14 protein-coding genes are annotated in these 14,333 nt (G+C 68.5%); 1 reads left to right on the top strand and 13 read right to left on the bottom strand.

Annotated elements, in window-relative coordinates:
* Positions 1-7: 7 nt before the first annotated feature.
* The 10 genes from CAL24_RS07005 to CAL24_RS06960 form a co-directional block, all read right to left on the bottom strand.
* Positions 8-760 carry a phosphoadenylyl-sulfate reductase gene (locus CAL24_RS07005; RefSeq protein ID WP_038853413.1) on the bottom strand — a complete coding sequence of 251 codons (753 nt, stop codon included), beginning with the start codon at positions 758-760 and terminating at the stop codon, positions 8-10.
* Positions 757-1,821 (bottom strand): sulfate/molybdate ABC transporter ATP-binding protein, encoded by a 1,065-nt coding sequence (locus tag CAL24_RS07000; protein WP_094806172.1) that lies wholly within the window; start codon positions 1,819-1,821, stop codon positions 757-759. The genes CAL24_RS07005 and CAL24_RS07000 overlap by 4 nt, the downstream gene beginning before the upstream one ends.
* Positions 1,822-1,834: 13 nt before the next feature.
* Positions 1,835-2,749, bottom strand: a complete 915-nt coding sequence (gene cysW / locus CAL24_RS06995; RefSeq protein ID WP_094806170.1) for a sulfate ABC transporter permease subunit CysW — start codon at positions 2,747-2,749, stop codon at positions 1,835-1,837.
* Entirely contained in the window at positions 2,746-3,630 is an 885-nt protein-coding gene (gene cysT, locus CAL24_RS06990) for a sulfate ABC transporter permease subunit CysT (RefSeq protein ID WP_094806168.1), read from the bottom strand. The genes cysW and cysT overlap by 4 nt, the downstream gene beginning before the upstream one ends.
* Positions 3,631-3,652: 22 nt before the next feature.
* Positions 3,653-4,678, bottom strand: a complete 1,026-nt coding sequence (locus tag CAL24_RS06985) for a sulfate ABC transporter substrate-binding protein (RefSeq protein ID WP_028354211.1) — start codon at positions 4,676-4,678, stop codon at positions 3,653-3,655.
* Positions 4,679-4,883: 205 nt separating this feature from the next.
* Entirely contained in the window at positions 4,884-5,525 is a 642-nt protein-coding gene (locus CAL24_RS06980; RefSeq protein ID WP_028354212.1) for a peroxiredoxin, read from the bottom strand.
* A gap of 134 nt (positions 5,526-5,659) precedes the next feature.
* Positions 5,660-7,486: an acyl-CoA dehydrogenase gene (locus CAL24_RS06975; RefSeq protein ID WP_028354213.1), complete on the bottom strand. Its 1,827-nt coding sequence runs from the start codon at positions 7,484-7,486 to the stop codon at positions 5,660-5,662.
* Positions 7,487-7,499: 13 nt separating this feature from the next.
* Positions 7,500-8,477, bottom strand: a complete 978-nt coding sequence (locus CAL24_RS06970; RefSeq protein WP_094806166.1) for a tripartite tricarboxylate transporter substrate-binding protein — start codon at positions 8,475-8,477, stop codon at positions 7,500-7,502.
* 57 nt (positions 8,478-8,534) lie between these two features.
* Complete coding sequence (locus tag CAL24_RS06965; protein WP_094806164.1) at positions 8,535-9,299, bottom strand: enoyl-CoA hydratase/isomerase family protein; 765 nt, start codon at positions 9,297-9,299, stop codon at positions 8,535-8,537.
* Positions 9,296-10,516 (bottom strand): CaiB/BaiF CoA transferase family protein, encoded by a 1,221-nt coding sequence (locus CAL24_RS06960; protein WP_094806162.1) that lies wholly within the window; start codon positions 10,514-10,516, stop codon positions 9,296-9,298. The genes CAL24_RS06965 and CAL24_RS06960 overlap by 4 nt, the downstream gene beginning before the upstream one ends.
* A 96-nt stretch (positions 10,517-10,612) precedes the next feature.
* Here CAL24_RS06960 and CAL24_RS06955 point away from each other — a divergent pair, with 96 nt between their 5' ends.
* Positions 10,613-11,536 carry a LysR substrate-binding domain-containing protein gene (locus CAL24_RS06955; RefSeq protein ID WP_028354217.1) on the top strand — a complete coding sequence of 308 codons (924 nt, stop codon included), beginning with the start codon at positions 10,613-10,615 and terminating at the stop codon, positions 11,534-11,536.
* Between the two features lie 114 nt (positions 11,537-11,650).
* On the opposite strand, the gene CAL24_RS06950 is transcribed toward CAL24_RS06955, so the two are convergent.
* The 3 genes from CAL24_RS06950 to CAL24_RS06940 all read right to left on the bottom strand — a co-directional run bounded on the left by CAL24_RS06950 (position 11,651) and on the right by CAL24_RS06940 (position 14,323).
* A complete protein-coding gene (locus tag CAL24_RS06950) occupies positions 11,651-12,580 on the bottom strand; it encodes an electron transfer flavoprotein subunit alpha/FixB family protein (protein ID WP_094806160.1) in 930 nt (309 codons plus the stop codon).
* A gap of 1 nt (position 12,581) precedes the next feature.
* Positions 12,582-13,331, bottom strand: a complete 750-nt coding sequence (locus CAL24_RS06945) for an electron transfer flavoprotein subunit beta/FixA family protein (protein WP_028354219.1) — start codon at positions 13,329-13,331, stop codon at positions 12,582-12,584.
* A 68-nt stretch (positions 13,332-13,399) separates the two neighbouring features.
* Positions 13,400-14,323, bottom strand: coding sequence for a histone deacetylase family protein (locus tag CAL24_RS06940; RefSeq protein WP_170947036.1), 924 nt, complete (start codon positions 14,321-14,323; stop codon positions 13,400-13,402).
* Positions 14,324-14,333 lie beyond the last annotated feature (10 nt).

The following is a 14,333-nucleotide window of genomic DNA, read 5'->3' as shown; positions in this document are numbered from 1 at the left end:
TTTTCCTTTACACAGAAGTCGGTTTGGCGGGAACGGCCGCCACGCTGATGACCCGGTTGCCGGCATGCAGCCCGCATTCCTTGGAGTCGGAGGACTCCCACCACCAGCGGCCCGCCCGCACGTCTTCGCCGGGGCGGATGGCGCGCGTGCAGGGCTCGCAGCCGATCGAGGGATAGCCCTGGTCGTGCAGCGGGTTGTAGGGAATATCGAGCGCGCGGATGAGGTGCCAGACGTCTTCCTCGCTCCAGGCGGCCAGCGGGTTGTACTTGTACAGCCCGAACACCGCGTCCTGCTCGGCCTCGGGCAGCTCGCCGCGGGTGGCCGCCTGGGCGCGGCGCTGGCCGGTGATCCAGGCGCTGCGGCCGGCCAGCGCCCGTTTCAGCGGCTCGACCTTGCGTATCTGGCAACAGGCCTTGCGCAGCTCCACGCTGTCGTAGAACGCATAAGCGCCGTGCTGCTGCACATGGGCCTGCACCGCCGCCGCCTCGGGCCGGTAGACAGTGAGGGCGCGGCCATAGCGCTGGCGCACCGCGTCCTGCATCCCGAGCGTCTCGGCATGCAGGCGGCCGGTATCCAGCGTGAAGATCTCCAGGTCCAGCCCGCCGTCATAGATGGCGTGGGTCAGCACCATGTCCTCGGCGGCCAGCGACGACGCCAGCGCGGCGTCCGGATGCCGCTGCGCGATTTCGGCCAGGCGCGACTGCAGCGCGTTCCAGCGGGCGGCGACGACGGGGTCCAGGGCGGTTTCGATGATTGTCATGCTTGCGCGGCGAAAACGCGGGCCCGGCGCGGCCGCGCCAGCAGGCTTTCGCCCTCCTTCAGGTTGAGTTCGCGATACAGGTGCTCGGGCACCTGGGCTTCGATGATGGCCTGCATGTCCTCGCGCTCCAGCTCCAGGTAGGCGCTGGCGCCGGCCAGGTAGGCATGGTTCAGGCGCACCGGGATGCCCTGGCCGGTGCCGTTGTTGCGGGCCAGGTCGATCTCGTGCGGGCGCACATAGGCGATGGCCTGCGTATGCTCGGCCTGGGTCAGCTCGGGCGCGGGCAAAGCCACGCCATGCGCCTGCCAGACTCCGCGCGCGGCATGCCCGCTCAACTGATTGACGTCGCCCAGGAAACCGTAGACGAACGGCGTGGCCGGGTGCTCCCAGACTTCGCGCGGCGTGCCCACCTGCTCGATGCGCCCGGCATTCATCAGGACCACGCGGTCGGCCACCTCCAGGGCTTCCTCCTGGTCGTGGGTGACGAACACGCTGGCCACGTGCAGCTCGTCGTGCAGCCGCCGCAGCCAGCGGCGCAGCTCCTTGCGCACCTTGGCGTCCAGCGCGCCGAACGGCTCATCCAGCAGCAGCACGCGCGGCTCGACCGCCAGCGCCCGGGCGAGCGCGATGCGCTGGCGCTGGCCGCCGGACAATTGGGCCGGATAGCGGTCGGCCAGCCAGTCCAGCTGCACCAGGTTCAACAGCTCGTGCACCTTGGCGCGGATCTGCGCCTCCGAAGGCCGCGTCGCGCGCGGCTTGACGCGCAGGCCGAAAGCCACGTTCTCGAACACCGTCATGTGCTTGAACAGCGCGTAGTGCTGGAACACGAACCCCACCTGGCGATGGCGCACGTCGACGGCGGTGGCGTCTTCGCCGGCGAACAGGACGCTGCCCTGGTCCGCCGTCTCCAGGCCCGCGATGATCCGCAGCAGGGTCGTCTTGCCGCAACCCGACGGGCCCAGCAAGGCCACCAGCTCGCCGGTCTCGATGTGCAGCGACACATCGTCCAGCGCGCGGAAATCGCCGAAGCGGCGCGACAGGTTTCTGACTTCGATACTCATGGCGGAAGCTCCTTCATGCCGTTGCCGGTCGGGGCGCGGCGGCCGGCGCGGCCGTTCGCTCCAGCGGGACGGCGGCGGCGTCCGGGCGGGCGCTGCGCCACTCGACCAGGTTCTTGACCACCAGCGTCACCAGCGCCAGCAGGGCCAGCAGCGAGGCCACGGCGAACGCAGCCGCGAACTGGTATTCGTTGTAGAGAATCTCCACGTGCAGCGTCATGGTGTTGGTCAGGCCGCGCACATGGCCGGACACCACCGATACCGCGCCGAACTCGCCCATGGCGCGCGCGTTGCACAGGATGGCGCCATACAGCAGGCCCCATTTGATGTTGGGCAGGGTGACGCGCCAGAAGATCTGCCAGCCGCTGGCGCCCAGCGTCAGCGCCGCCTGCTCTTCCTCGCTGCCCTGGGCCTGCATCAACGGGATCAGCTCGCGGGCGATAAAGGGAAAGGTGACGAACAGGGTGGCCAGCACCACGCCGGGCACGGCGTAGACGACCTTCAGGTCGTGCTCCTGCAGCCAGGGTCCGAGCCAGCCCTGCGAGCCGAACAGCAGCACGAAGACCAGGCCCGCCACCACCGGCGACACCGAAAAAGGCAGGTCGATCAGCGTGATCAGGAACTGCTTGCCGCGGAATTGGAATTTGGCGATGGCCCAGGCAGCCGCCACGCCGAACACCAGGTTCAGCGGCAGCGAGATGGCGGCCACCCAGAGCGTCAGCCGGATCGCGCTCCAGGCGTCCGGCTCGGCGATGGCCGCCAGGTACAGTTGCCAGCCTTTCTTGAAGGCCTCGGCGAACACCGCCACCAGCGGCGCCAGCAGGAACAGCGCCAGGAAGCCCAGCGCCAGCGCCAGCAGCACGCCGCGCACCCAGCGCGGCTCGGTCAGGTGGTCGGGGCGGCCGGGCGCGGCGGGCGCGACGGGGGTCATGCGAACCTCCCGGCGCGCCGCGCCTGCCAGCCCTGCAGCAGGTTGATCAGCAGCAGCAGCGCGAAGGACAGCACCAGCATCACCGTGGCGATGGCGGCCGCGCCGGCGTAGTCATACTGCTCCAGCTTGGAGATGATCAGCAAGGGCGTGATTTCCGACACCATCGGCCGGTTGCCGGCGATGAAGACGACGGAGCCGTACTCGCCCACCGCGCGCGCGAATGCCAGCGCGAAGCCGGTCAGGAGCGCCGGCAGCACGGTCGGCAACAGCACGCGGCGGATGGTCTGCCAGCGGCTGGCGCCGAGGCTGGCGGCCGCTTCCTCGATTTCGCGCTCGATGTCCTCCAGCACCGGCTGCACCGTGCGCACCACGAACGGAATGCCGATGAAAATCAGCGCCACGACGATGCCCAGCGGGGTGAACGCCACTTTCAGGCCCAGCCATTGCTCCAGCGGGCCGCCGAACCAGCCGTTCCTGGCATACAGCGCCGTCAGCGCGATGCCGGCCACGGCGGTGGGCAGCGCGAACGGCAGGTCCACCAGCGCGTCCAGGATCTTCTTGCCGGGGAACCGGTAGCGCACCAGCACCCAGGCCACCAGCATGCCGAACACCAGGTTCACCAGCGCGGCCAGCAAAGCGGCGCCGAACGTCAGCCGGTACGACGCCACCACGCGCGGCGCCGTCACCGTGTCCCAGAAACCGTCCCACCCCAGGCCGGCGCTCTTGATCGGCAAGGCGGCCAGCGGGATCAATACCAGCAGGCTGAGGTACAGCACCGCGTATCCCATGGAAATGCCGAAACCCGGCAGGACGCCGGGCCGGTTGCGCCGCCGGCCGGCGGGCGTCGTCACGCCCGCGGCCGCTATCGAAGCTGTGCTCATGATCGGGTTCTGCCGTGGTCCGCTATTTGTTGCCGGGCTGGTAGATCTGGTCGAACGTGCCGCCGTCGCTGAAATGCGCCTGCTGCGCCCGCTGCCAGCCGCCGAAGATCGCGTCGTCGATGGTGACCAGCTTCACCTTGGGAAACTGGCCGGCGAACTTGGCGGCCACCTGCTCGTCGGTGGGCCGGTAGTAATTGCGGGCGATGATCTCCTGGGCCTGCGGGGTGTACAGGAACTCGAGGTAGGCTTGCGCCGCCGCGCGCGTGCCCTTGCGGTCGACGTTCTTGTCCACCACCGCCACCGGCGGCTCGGCCAGGATCGACAGCGACGGGACGACGATGTCGAACTTGTCGGGCCCGAGTTCCTTCAGAGCCAGGAACGCCTCGTTTTCCCAGGCCAGCAGCACATCGCCGACGCCGCGCTCGACAAACGTGGTGGTGGCGCCGCGCGCCCCGGTATCCAGCACCGGCACATGGCGGAACAGCTCGGCGACGAACTCCTTGGCCCGGTCGGCGCTGCCGCCGTTCTGCTCCAGCGCGTAGGCCCAGGCGGCCAGGTAGTTCCAGCGCGCGCCGCCCGAGGTCTTGGGGTTGGGCGTGATGACTTCGATGCCGTCCTTGACCAGGTCGTTCCAGTCGTGGATCTGCTTGGGGTTGCCCTTGCGCACCAGGAACACGATGGTCGAGGTATACGGCGAACTGTTGCGCGGCAGGCGGCTCTGCCAGTTGGCGGGCAGCAGGCCGCGGGCCGCGATGGCGTCGATGTCATAGGCCAGCGCCAGCGTCACCACGTCGGCATCGAGCCCGTCGATGACCGAGCGCGCCTGCTTGCCGGAGCCGCCGTGCGACTGGCGGATGGTCAGTTCGACCCCGGTCTTGGCCTGGTATGCCTTGGCGAAGGCCTCGTCCACTTCGCGGTACAGCTCGCGCGTCGGGTCGTACGACACGTTCAGCAGCGCCTGCTTCTCCTGCGCCTGCGCGGGCAGCCCCAGCACGAAGGTCGCGGCCACGGCGGCCAGGGCGGTCCAGAATCTGTTTTTCTTCAGCATGCCTGCATCCGGTGCGTATCAACGATGGATGCAAGTGTGCGGGGCGGGCAAGCTAAACGGAACGAATCATTTTTTGGTTACTCATCGCTGCCAGCAATAAAGCAGCCGGCCGCGGCGCGGGCAAAAAAAAAACCGCGCCCATGCGGGCGCGGAGGCGGCACCTGGCGCGGACGGGGCGTACACGCCCCATCCGCGCCACGGTTATTTACTTATTCGGCTGGGGCGTGATGCGCAGGTAGGGCCGCACCGCCTTGTAGCCCTTGGGGAATTTCTGCTTGATCACCGCCTCGTCCTGCAGCGACGGCACGATGATGACATCGTCGCCGTCTTCCCAGTTGACCGGCGTCGCCACGCTGTGGCTGTCGGTCAGCTGCAGCGAATCGATGACGCGCAGGATCTCGTTGAAATTGCGGCCGGTGCTGGCGGGATAGGTGATGATCAGGCGCACCTTCTTGGCCGGGTCGACGATGAACACCGAACGCACCGTCGCCGTCGCGCTGGCGTTCGGGTGAATCATGTCGTACAGCTCGGCCACCTTGCGGTCGTCGTCGGCGATGATCGGGAAGTTGACCTTGGTCGACTGGGTATCGTTGATATCGTCGATCCACTTGGTGTGCGACTCGACACCGTCCACCGACAGCGCCAGCACTTTGACGTTGCGCTTGGCGAACTCGTCGGCCAGCTTGGCCGTGTAGCCCAGTTCGGTCGTGCACACGGGCGTGAAGTCGGCGGGGTGCGAGAACAGCACGCCCCAGCTGTCGCCCAGGTACTCGTGGAAGCGGATCGGGCCGATGGACGATTTCTGTTCGAAGTCGGGGGCGGTATCGCCCAGGCGAAGTTGGCTCATGGAAGTCTCCTGGCGGTTGACGCCGCCGGCCGCGATGGCCGGCGGCCTGCAAAGCGACCCCGGCGCGCGGGGATCGACATCAGACGATTCTTACATCAAACCCGTATCGCCGGAAATACGCAAGTTATATAACCTTATGCAATATCCGATTGCGCGCCGCAAGCGTCCGCGACGGCGCCCGCGCGGACCGCGGCCGCCAGGCTCAAGGCGCGCGGCAGGACCTGCGCGCCGTAGAACAGCGCGGTGGCCAGCTTGGCGCGGTAGAACGGGTCGGTGGAGCCCTCCGCCAGCTGCCGCCGGCAGGCCAGCGCAGCGCGCGCCATCTGCCAGCCGCCATGCACCGTGCCCGCCAGCATCAGGTACGGCACGCTGGCGGCATACACCGCCCGGATGTTCGACTGGGCATGTTCCAGTATGAACGCCACGGCGCCGTCGTAGGCCTGGATCGCCTGGTCGAGGTTGTCGCGCAGCAGGTACAGGCCTTCGCGGTCGGCGGCGTCGGCGCGGCCGGTCTCGGTGTCGAGCGTCTTGAGCGTGTCGCGCATGGCCGCGATGCATGCGTAGGCGGTCGCGCCGCCGTCGCGCAGGGTCTTGCGGCCGACCAGGTCGTTGGCCTGGATGGCGGTGGTGCCTTCGTAGATCGGCAGGATGCGGGCGTCGCGGTAGTATTGGGCCGCGCCGGTCTCTTCGATGTAGCCCATGCCGCCGTGCACCTGGATGCCCAGCGACGCCACCTCGACCGCCGTTTCGGTGGAGAACCCCTTGACGATGGGCACCAGGTATTCATAGAAGGCCCGGTTGCGCGCGCGGACTTCGGCGTCCGGGTGGTGCGTGCCCTTGTCGTGCGCGGCCGCCGCCACGAACGACACCGCGCGCGCGGCCTCGGTCAGGGCGCGCATGGTCAGCAGCATGCGCTGCACATCCGGGTGCCGGGCAATCGGCACCGGCCCGGCCGAGCCTTCGACGGCGCGGCCCTGCACGCGCTCGCGCGCATACGCCAGCGCGTGCTGGTAGGCGCGCTCGGACACGGCGATGCCCTGCTGCCCCACCCCGAAGCGCGCCGCGTTCATCATGATGAACATGTATTCGAGGCCGCGGTTCTGCTCGCCCACCAGGTAGCCCACGGCGCCCTCGCCGGCGTCGCCCTTGCCCGAGCCGTACAGCAGCACCGCGGTAGGACTGCCGTGAATACCCAGCTTGTGTTCGAGCGACGCGCACCAGACATCGTTGCGCGGCCCCAGGCTGCCGTCGGCGTTGACCAGGAACTTCGGCACGATGAACAGCGAGATCCCCTTCACGCCGGCCGGCGCGTCCGGCGTGCGGGCCAGCACCAGGTGGATGATGTTCTCGGCCAGGTCGTGCTCGCCGTAAGTGATGAAGATCTTCTGCCCGCTCAGGCGGTAGGTGCCGTCGGCCTGCGGCACCGCCCGGGTCGCCACCTGGGCCAGGTCCGACCCGGCCTGCGGCTCGGTCAGGTTCATGGTGCCGGTCCATTTGCCGGCGATCAGGTTGGGCACATAGGCCTGGCGCTGCGCGTCCGAGCCGACCGTCAGCAGGGCTTCGATGACGCCGTCGGTCAGCATCGGGCACAGCGAGAACGCCAGGCTGGCGGCCTGGATATTCTCGCTGGGCGCGGCCGCCACCAGCTTGGGCAGCCCTTGCCCGCCCCACTGCGCCGGGTGCTGCAAGCCCTGCCAGCCGCTGGCGGCGTAGTCGGCGAACCCCTGCCGGAACCCGGGCGTGGTCGTCACCCGCCCGTCTTCCCAGCGGGGCGGCTGCCGGTCGCCGGGCACGTTCAGCGGCACGATGGCCTGCTCGACGAAGCGGGCGTTCTCGTCCAGGATCGCATCGACCAGGTCCGGCGTGACTTCTTCGAAACCGGGCAGCTTGAGGATGTCGTCCAGTCCGGCCAGCGCCTTGAGCGCGAAGCGGAAATCCTGCAACGGGGTGACGTAGGGCATTGTGTCTCCAGGATCAGTTGGCGGTTGCGGTGCTCTCCCGGGCCAATCTTAAACCTTTGGCACCCTCCTTGCGGGCGAACTCGTCGAACGCGGCCGGCGACGCCGAGGGCGTGACTTCCTCATAGCCGGCGGCCAGGCTCTGGCGCACGGCCGGCTCGTCGAGCGCCTTGCGGGTAGCCTCGAACAGTGTTTGGACGACCGCCTGCGGCGTGCCCCGCGGGGCGAACACCCCCCACCAGTTGGACAGGTCGTAGCCCGGCACGGCGGCCGCGATCGGCGGATACGGCAGCAGCCGCGACGGCTGGCCCGAAGTCACCGCCAGGGCCACGGCCTTGCCCGTGTCGATGGCCGCCTTGGCCGACGGCGCGGTGGCAAAGGAAATATCGGTATCCCCCGCCGCCACCGACTGCGTCGCCGCGGCGCCGCCCTTGAACGGGATGTGCATCAGCTTCGCCCCGGTCAATTGCATGAACTCCACCGCCGCCAGGTGGGTGATGACCCCGTTGCCGGAGGATGCGACATTCAGTTCGCCGGGCTGGCGGCGCGCCCTTTCCAGCAGGTCCTGCACGCTCGCCAGGCCGAGGCCGGCGTTGGCGATCAGCACCATGGGCCCGGTGGTCAACTGGGCCACCGGAATGAAATCGTCCGGCGTGTAGTCCACTTTGTAGAGCGCGCTGTCGCTGCCCATCACGCTGGAGTTGCCCAGGTACAGGGTATAGCCGTCGGGCGCGGCGCGCGCCACATGGCTGGCGCCGATCGTCGAACCGGCGCCCGGGCGGTTCTCGACCACCACCGGCTGGCGCAGCACCTTGGACAGGCTGTTGGCGTATACCCGCCCGACATGATCGGCCCCGCCGCCGGGCGGAAAACCGATCACCAGGGTGACCGGCTTGGCCGGGTAGTCCGCGGCCGCCTGGGCCGCCGCGGCCAGCAGCCCGCCGGCCAGCATCAGCGCGCGCCCTGCGGCGCGCGCGGCGCGTTGAATGTGCATGTCTGTCTCCTCTTGGTTATACATGCGGCCGGGCCGGCAAGCCAGGCCGTTGCGGCCTCAATGGCCAGTGAATCGCGGCTTGCGCTTCTCCTTCCAGGCCCGCGCGCCTTCCGCGATGTCGCGCGAGCGTTCCGAGCGCAACACGGCCTGCTCGATCTGCTGCACATCGATCTGCCCGCGCGCGATCAGGTTCAGGTGCCGCTTGACGCCCAGCAGGGCCTGCGGCGCCATGTCGGCCAGTTGCCCGGTCAGCACCTGCAGCCGGCTGTCCAGCTGGTCGGCGGCCACGAGCTCGGTCAACACGCCGATGCGCAGCATTTCCTCCGCCCCGATCCGGTCGGCGGTCAGGAACAGGCGCTTGGCCTGGTCCAGGCCCAGGCGCGTCACGTAGCGCGTCATGCCGCCGGCATAGAAATGCAGGCCCAGCCGGGTCGCGGGCATGAACATGTCCGCCTGCGGCGTCCCCAGGCGGAAGTCGCAGGCCAGGCACAGGTCGGTGCCGCCGCCGTAGACGCCGCCCTGCACGGCGGCGATCGTCACCGGGCGGGCCGCCTCGACCAGGTCGATGGTGGCGCCGAAGTAGAGCGAGCTGGGCGCGCTGTCGGCGGCCAGAGACGAGATGTCATAGCCGCTGCAGAAATACTTGCCTTCGGCCACGAAGCGCAGCACCAGGATGCGCTCGTCGCCGTTGACGGTCTCCAGGTGCGCGCGCAACGCGTCCAGGTCGTGCGGGCTGAGCCGGTTGGCCACCGCCGGCTTGCGCAGCCGCAGTGTCGCCACCGTGCCGTCCACGGTCAGTTGCGGCGTATCGGCGGCGCTCATGATGCCTCCGCGGGTTCGGCGGCCTGGTGCAGCACGCGCCCGGCCAGCAGGCGGTCGATCTCCTCCCGCGCCAGGCCGAACGAGGCCAGCACTTCACGGGTATGCTGGCCGAACACCGGAGGCGCCAGCCGCGCCGTCGCCTCCGGCGGCACGCCGCCCAGGTCCAGCGGCAGGCCGACCTGCCGCAACTCGCCCAGCTGCGGGTGCCGCAACGCCTGCACCAGCCCGCAAGCCTGCACTTGTGGATCGGCGAACACGTCGTCCAGGGTATTGATCGGCCCGGCCGGAATGCCGTTCTCGATCATCAACGGCGTCCATTCCATGCGCGTGCGGCGTTTCAACGCGGCTTCCAGTTCCTGCTTCAGTTCATGGCGGTGGCGCATGCGGTCGGCATTGGTCAGGAAGCGCGGGTCGGATGCCAGCCGTTCCAGGCCCAGGATGCCGCACAGTCGGGTCCACATCGCCTGGGTCGCGGGGGCCAGGTTGAGCGGGCCGTCGGCCGTCTCGAAGGTGCCGTAGGGGGCGATGACAGGATGGACATTGCCGCAGGGTTGCGGCACTTCGCCCACGCTCAGGTAACGCTGGCCCTGCACGCTCAGCAACGCCATCAGCGCCGCCAGCAGCGAGGTTTCCACATGCTGGCCGCGGCCGGTGCGGTTGCGCTGCACCACGGCGGCCAGGATGCCGATCACCAGCCACAGGCCGGCGGCCAGGTCGCCGATCGCCGTGCCCACCCGGGTAGGCCCCGACTCCGGCGTGCCGGTCAGGCTCATGAAGCCGGAATAGCCTTGCGCGATCTGGTCGAAACCGGCCCAGTCGCGGGCCGGCCCGCGGCTGCCGAAGCCCGAGATGGAGGCCATGATCAGGCCCGGGTGCTCGGCGGACAGCGCCTCGTAGCCCAGGCCCATGCGCTGCATGGTGCCGACCTTGAAGTTCTCCACCACGATGTCGCAGCCCAGCGCCAGCTTGCGCACCAGCGCCAGGCCGTCGGGATGGCGGAAATCGACGCCGATGCCCTTCTTGTTGCGGTTGGCGCTCAGATAATAAACACTTATGTCGTCGTCGAAGGGCCCCCACTGGCGCACCATGTCGCCCTCGGGCGTGGGTTCGACCTTGATGACCTCGGCGCCCAGGTCGCCCAGCGTCATGGTGCTGAATGGGCCCGACAGGGCGCGGGTCAGGTCCAGGACTTTCAGTCCGGCCAACGGCAGGCTCATGGCTCGTCTCCTCTCGAATGCGAGCCATTCTAGGCAGGCCTTGCCAGACCAAAAAATACGATTTAACAATCAAACCATAAGTTAAACTTATTTCTTGTGAACCTACGTCAACTCAAATATTTCGTGCGCGTCGTCGAATTGCGCAACATGACGCGCGCGGCCGAAAGCCTGCACTTGGCCCAGCCGGCGCTCAGCCAGCAAATGGCCTTGCTGGAAGAGACCCTGGGCGTCGGGCTGCTGGCGCGCGGCGCCAAGGGCGTCCAGCCCACGGCGGAAGGCCTGCTGCTGTATCGCCATGCCCAGACCATCCTCCGCCAGGTGGACGCCACGCGCAGCCTGCTGGCGCGCGCGGCCGACCAGGTCACTGGAACCGTATCGATCGGCCTGGCGTCCAGCACCGCGCGCATGCTGTCTTTGCCGCTGATGCAGCGGGTCAAGGCCGAACTGCCTTCGGTGGTGCTGGAGATCGTCGACATCCCCAGCGCCGACCTGACCAAGCTGGTCTTGCAGGGAAGGATCGATTTCTCGTTGTCGCCCGACCAGCAACCCATGCAGGGCCTGGTGCGCACGCCGCTGCTGCTCGAAGAGCTCTTTCTCTTGACCCGGGCCGGCGTCAAGCTGCCGCGCCGCAAGCTGTCCATCGCCGATTTCCATCATTTGCCGCTGATCCTGCCCAGCCTGCCGAACACGCTGCGCGCGCGGGTGGACCATGCATTCCTGACGGCGCGCCTGACCTGCAACCTGTTCGCCGAGGCCAGCACTTCGGCCATCCTGATACCGGCCGTGCGGCACGGCATGGCGGCCACCATCCTGCCCTATTCGGCCGCCCACTCGGACATCGCCGACGGCGCCATCGCCGCGCATGCGCTGGACATCGGATTGGCGCGCGAGCTGGTGTTGTGCGCGAGCGCAAGCATGCCGCCCACGCCGGCCGTGGAGCGGGTGGTCGAACTGTGCAAGGAAGAGATCAAGCGCCTGGTCGCGCAAGGCGCCTGGCGCGGCTGCAAGGCGTTGTATTGAAGGCAGGCGCGCTGGCGTGGCGCCTTGCCGGACGGATGGCGGCCGGCCATGAAAAACGCCGGGCGCGCCGGCCGGAAGACCCGGCATGGCGCGCCCGGCGCGGCGTCCTGCGTTCTACAGGGCGTTGGCCAGTTCGGGCACGACCTGGAACAGGTCGCCGACCAGGCCGTAGTCGGCCACGCCGAAGATCGGCGCTTCCGGGTCCTTGTTGATGGCCACGATGACCTTGGAGTCCTTCATGCCCGCCAGGTGCTGGATGGCGCCCGAGATGCCCACCGCCACATACAGCTGTGGCGCGACGATCTTGCCGGTCTGGCCCACCTGCCAGTCGTTGGGCGCGTAGCCGGCGTCGACGGCCGCGCGCGAGGCGCCCAGCGCCGCGCCCAGCTTGTCGGCCAGCGGGTCGAGGATCTTGAAGTTCTCGGCGCTGCCCAGGCCGCGTCCGCCGGACACCACCACGCGCGCGCCGGCCAGCTCCGGACGGTCGCTCTTGGCCACTTCGCGGCCCACGAACGACGACTTGCCCGAATCGGCCACCGCTTCCAGCGCTTCCACCGCGGCCGAGCCGCCCGTGGCGGCCACCGCGTCGAACGCCGTGGTGCGCACCGTGATGACCTTGACCGAGTCGGTCGACTGCACCGTGGCAATCGCGTTGCCGGCGTAGATCGGGCGCTGGAAGGTGTCGGCCGATTCCACCCCGATGATGTCGGAGACCTGCGCCACGTCCAGCTTGGCGGCCACGCGCGGGGCCACGTTCTTGCCCGAGGCGGTGGCGGGGAACAGGATGTGGCTGTAGCCGGAAGCCACGGCCAGCACTTGCGCGGCCAGGTTCTCGGCCAGCCCCTCGGCCAGTTGCGGCGCGTCGGCCAGCAGCACCTTGGCCACGCCGGCGGCCTGCGCGGCCTGGTCGGCCACGGCGCGGGCATTGCTGCCGGCCACCAGCACGTGCACGTCGCCGCCCAGCTTGGCGGCCGCGGCGATGGTGTTCAGGGTCGCGCCCTTCAGTTGGGCGTTGTCGTGTTCGGCAATAACCAGCGTCGTCATCTTAGAGCACCTTCGCTTCGTTCTTGAGTTTGTCGACCAGCGCGGCCACGTCGGCCACCTTGATGCCCGCCTTGCGCGCCGGAGGCTCGGTGACCTTCAGCGTCTTCAGGCGCGGCGCGGGATCGACACCCAGGTCTTCGGGCGTGACGGTGTCCAGCTGCTTCTTCTTGGCCTTCATGATGTTCGGCAGCGTGACGTAGCGAGGCTCGTTCAGGCGCAGGTCGGTAGTGACGATGGCCGGCAGCTTCAGCTTGACCGTCTCCAGGCCGCCGTCGACCTCGCGCGTGACCGAGACTTCGCCGTCGCCCAGCTCGACCTTGCTGGCGAACGTGGCCTGCGGCCAGTCCAGCAGCGCGGCCAGCATCTGGCCGGTCTGGTTGGCGTCGTCATCGATGGCCTGCTTGCCCAGGATGACCAGCTGCGGCTGTTCCTTTTCGACCAGGCCCTTGAGCAGCTTGGCCACCGCCAGCGGCTGCAGTTCGGCGTCGGTCTGCACCAGGATGCCGCGGTCCGCGCCGATGGCCATGGCCGTGCGCAGGGTTTCCTGGCACTGCGCCACGCCGCACGACACCGCCACCACTTCCGTGGCGCCGCCCTTTTCCTTCAGGCGCGTGGCTTCCTCGACCGCGATCTCGTCGAACGGGTTCATGGACATCTTCACGTTCGCGATATCCACGCCCGTTTGATCCGACTTGACGCGCACCTTGACGTTGTAGTCAACCACGCGCTTGACAGGTACCAACACCTTCATCCAGCAGCCTCCTAACTATGATTAACCGGCCGGCCGAGGCCGACCCCGCATTGCACAATTCATTGATTCTACAACTTTGCCAGCGCCCGTATGTGGGCGACGACGCTCCGTCCAAGGGCTGATAAGTTGTAACCGCCTTCCAGCAGGCTGACGATCCGTCCCTGGGCGTGCTGGTCGGCCACTTCGACGATGCGCTCGGTGATCCAGGCGTAGTCGGCCTCGACCAGGGCCAGCTGGCCCATATCGTCTTCGCGGTGCGCGTCGAAACCGGCCGAGATCAGGATCAGCTCGGGCGCATGGGCCTGCAGGCGCGGCAGCCAGACGTCGCGCACCACCGACCGCACCTCGGCGCCGTCGGTATAGGCCGGCACCGGCACATTGGCCATGTTGGCGGCCGGGCGCGTGGTGCCGCTGTTGGGGAAGAACGGGTGCTGGAAGATACTGCACATCAGCACCCGCTCGTCGCCCGCGAAGGCCTCTTCGGTGCCATTGCCGTGATGCACGTCGAAATCGACGATGGCCACGCGGCGCAGCCCGTGCGCGTGGATGGCGTGCTGGGCCGCGATGGCCACGTTGTTCAGGAAGCAGAAGCCCATGGCCTGCTCGCGGCGCGCATGGTGGCCGGGCGGACGCACCGCGCAGAAGGCGTTGGCCGCATGCCCCGCCATGACCGCGTCGACGGCGGCAATGCCCGCGCCGGCGGCGTGCAGCGCCGCCTCGTAGGTGTGCGGGTTCATCATCGTGTCGGGATCGATGGCGCAATAGCCCTCGGCGGGCGACCGGGCATGCAGGCTGGCGAGGTAGCCCGCCGTATGCACGCGCAGGATCGCCTCGCGCGAGGCGGCGGGGGCCTCGTGCTCCACGAGGAAGGGCATCAGGCCGCTGCTCAGCAACTGGTCGGCGATGGCATCCAGCCTCTGCGGGCTTTCGGGGTGCCAACCGCCCATTTCATGCAACCGGCAGGCGGGGTGGGTAAGATACATGGTCTCCATAAAGGAAGAT

This window comes from Bordetella genomosp. 2, from assembly GCF_002261345.1.
In the GTDB taxonomy this organism is placed as follows: domain Bacteria; phylum Pseudomonadota; class Gammaproteobacteria; order Burkholderiales; family Burkholderiaceae_B; genus Bordetella_A.
This window is presented reverse-complemented; position numbering and strand designations above follow the sequence as displayed.

Excerpts from the sequence above, each read along its gene's own strand:
- CAL24_RS07000 (WP_094806172.1), bottom strand. The coding sequence starts at position 1,821 with ATGAGTATCGAAGTCAGAAACCTGTCGCGCCGCTTCGGCGATTTCCGC.
- CAL24_RS06970 (WP_094806166.1), bottom strand. The coding sequence starts at position 8,477 with ATGCACATTCAACGCGCCGCGCGCGCCGCAGGGCGCGCGCTGATGCTG.
- cysT (WP_094806168.1), bottom strand. The coding sequence starts at position 3,630 with ATGAGCACAGCTTCGATAGCGGCCGCGGGCGTGACGACGCCCGCCGGC.
- CAL24_RS06965 (WP_094806164.1), bottom strand. The coding sequence starts at position 9,299 with ATGAGCGCCGCCGATACGCCGCAACTGACCGTGGACGGCACGGTGGCG.
- CAL24_RS06985 (WP_028354211.1), bottom strand. The coding sequence starts at position 4,678 with ATGCTGAAGAAAAACAGATTCTGGACCGCCCTGGCCGCCGTGGCCGCG.
- CAL24_RS06980 (WP_028354212.1), bottom strand. The coding sequence starts at position 5,525 with ATGAGCCAACTTCGCCTGGGCGATACCGCCCCCGACTTCGAACAGAAA.
- cysW (WP_094806170.1), bottom strand. The coding sequence starts at position 2,749 with ATGACCCCCGTCGCGCCCGCCGCGCCCGGCCGCCCCGACCACCTGACC.
- CAL24_RS06945 (WP_028354219.1), bottom strand. The coding sequence starts at position 13,331 with ATGAAGGTGTTGGTACCTGTCAAGCGCGTGGTTGACTACAACGTCAAG.
- CAL24_RS06975 (WP_028354213.1), bottom strand. The coding sequence starts at position 7,486 with ATGCCCTACGTCACCCCGTTGCAGGATTTCCGCTTCGCGCTCAAGGCG.
- CAL24_RS06940 (WP_170947036.1), bottom strand. The coding sequence starts at position 14,323 with ATGGAGACCATGTATCTTACCCACCCCGCCTGCCGGTTGCATGAAATG.
- CAL24_RS06950 (WP_094806160.1), bottom strand. The coding sequence starts at position 12,580 with ATGACGACGCTGGTTATTGCCGAACACGACAACGCCCAACTGAAGGGC.
- CAL24_RS07005 (WP_038853413.1), bottom strand. The coding sequence starts at position 760 with ATGACAATCATCGAAACCGCCCTGGACCCCGTCGTCGCCGCCCGCTGG.
- CAL24_RS06960 (WP_094806162.1), bottom strand. The coding sequence starts at position 10,516 with ATGAGCCTGCCGTTGGCCGGACTGAAAGTCCTGGACCTGACCCGCGCC.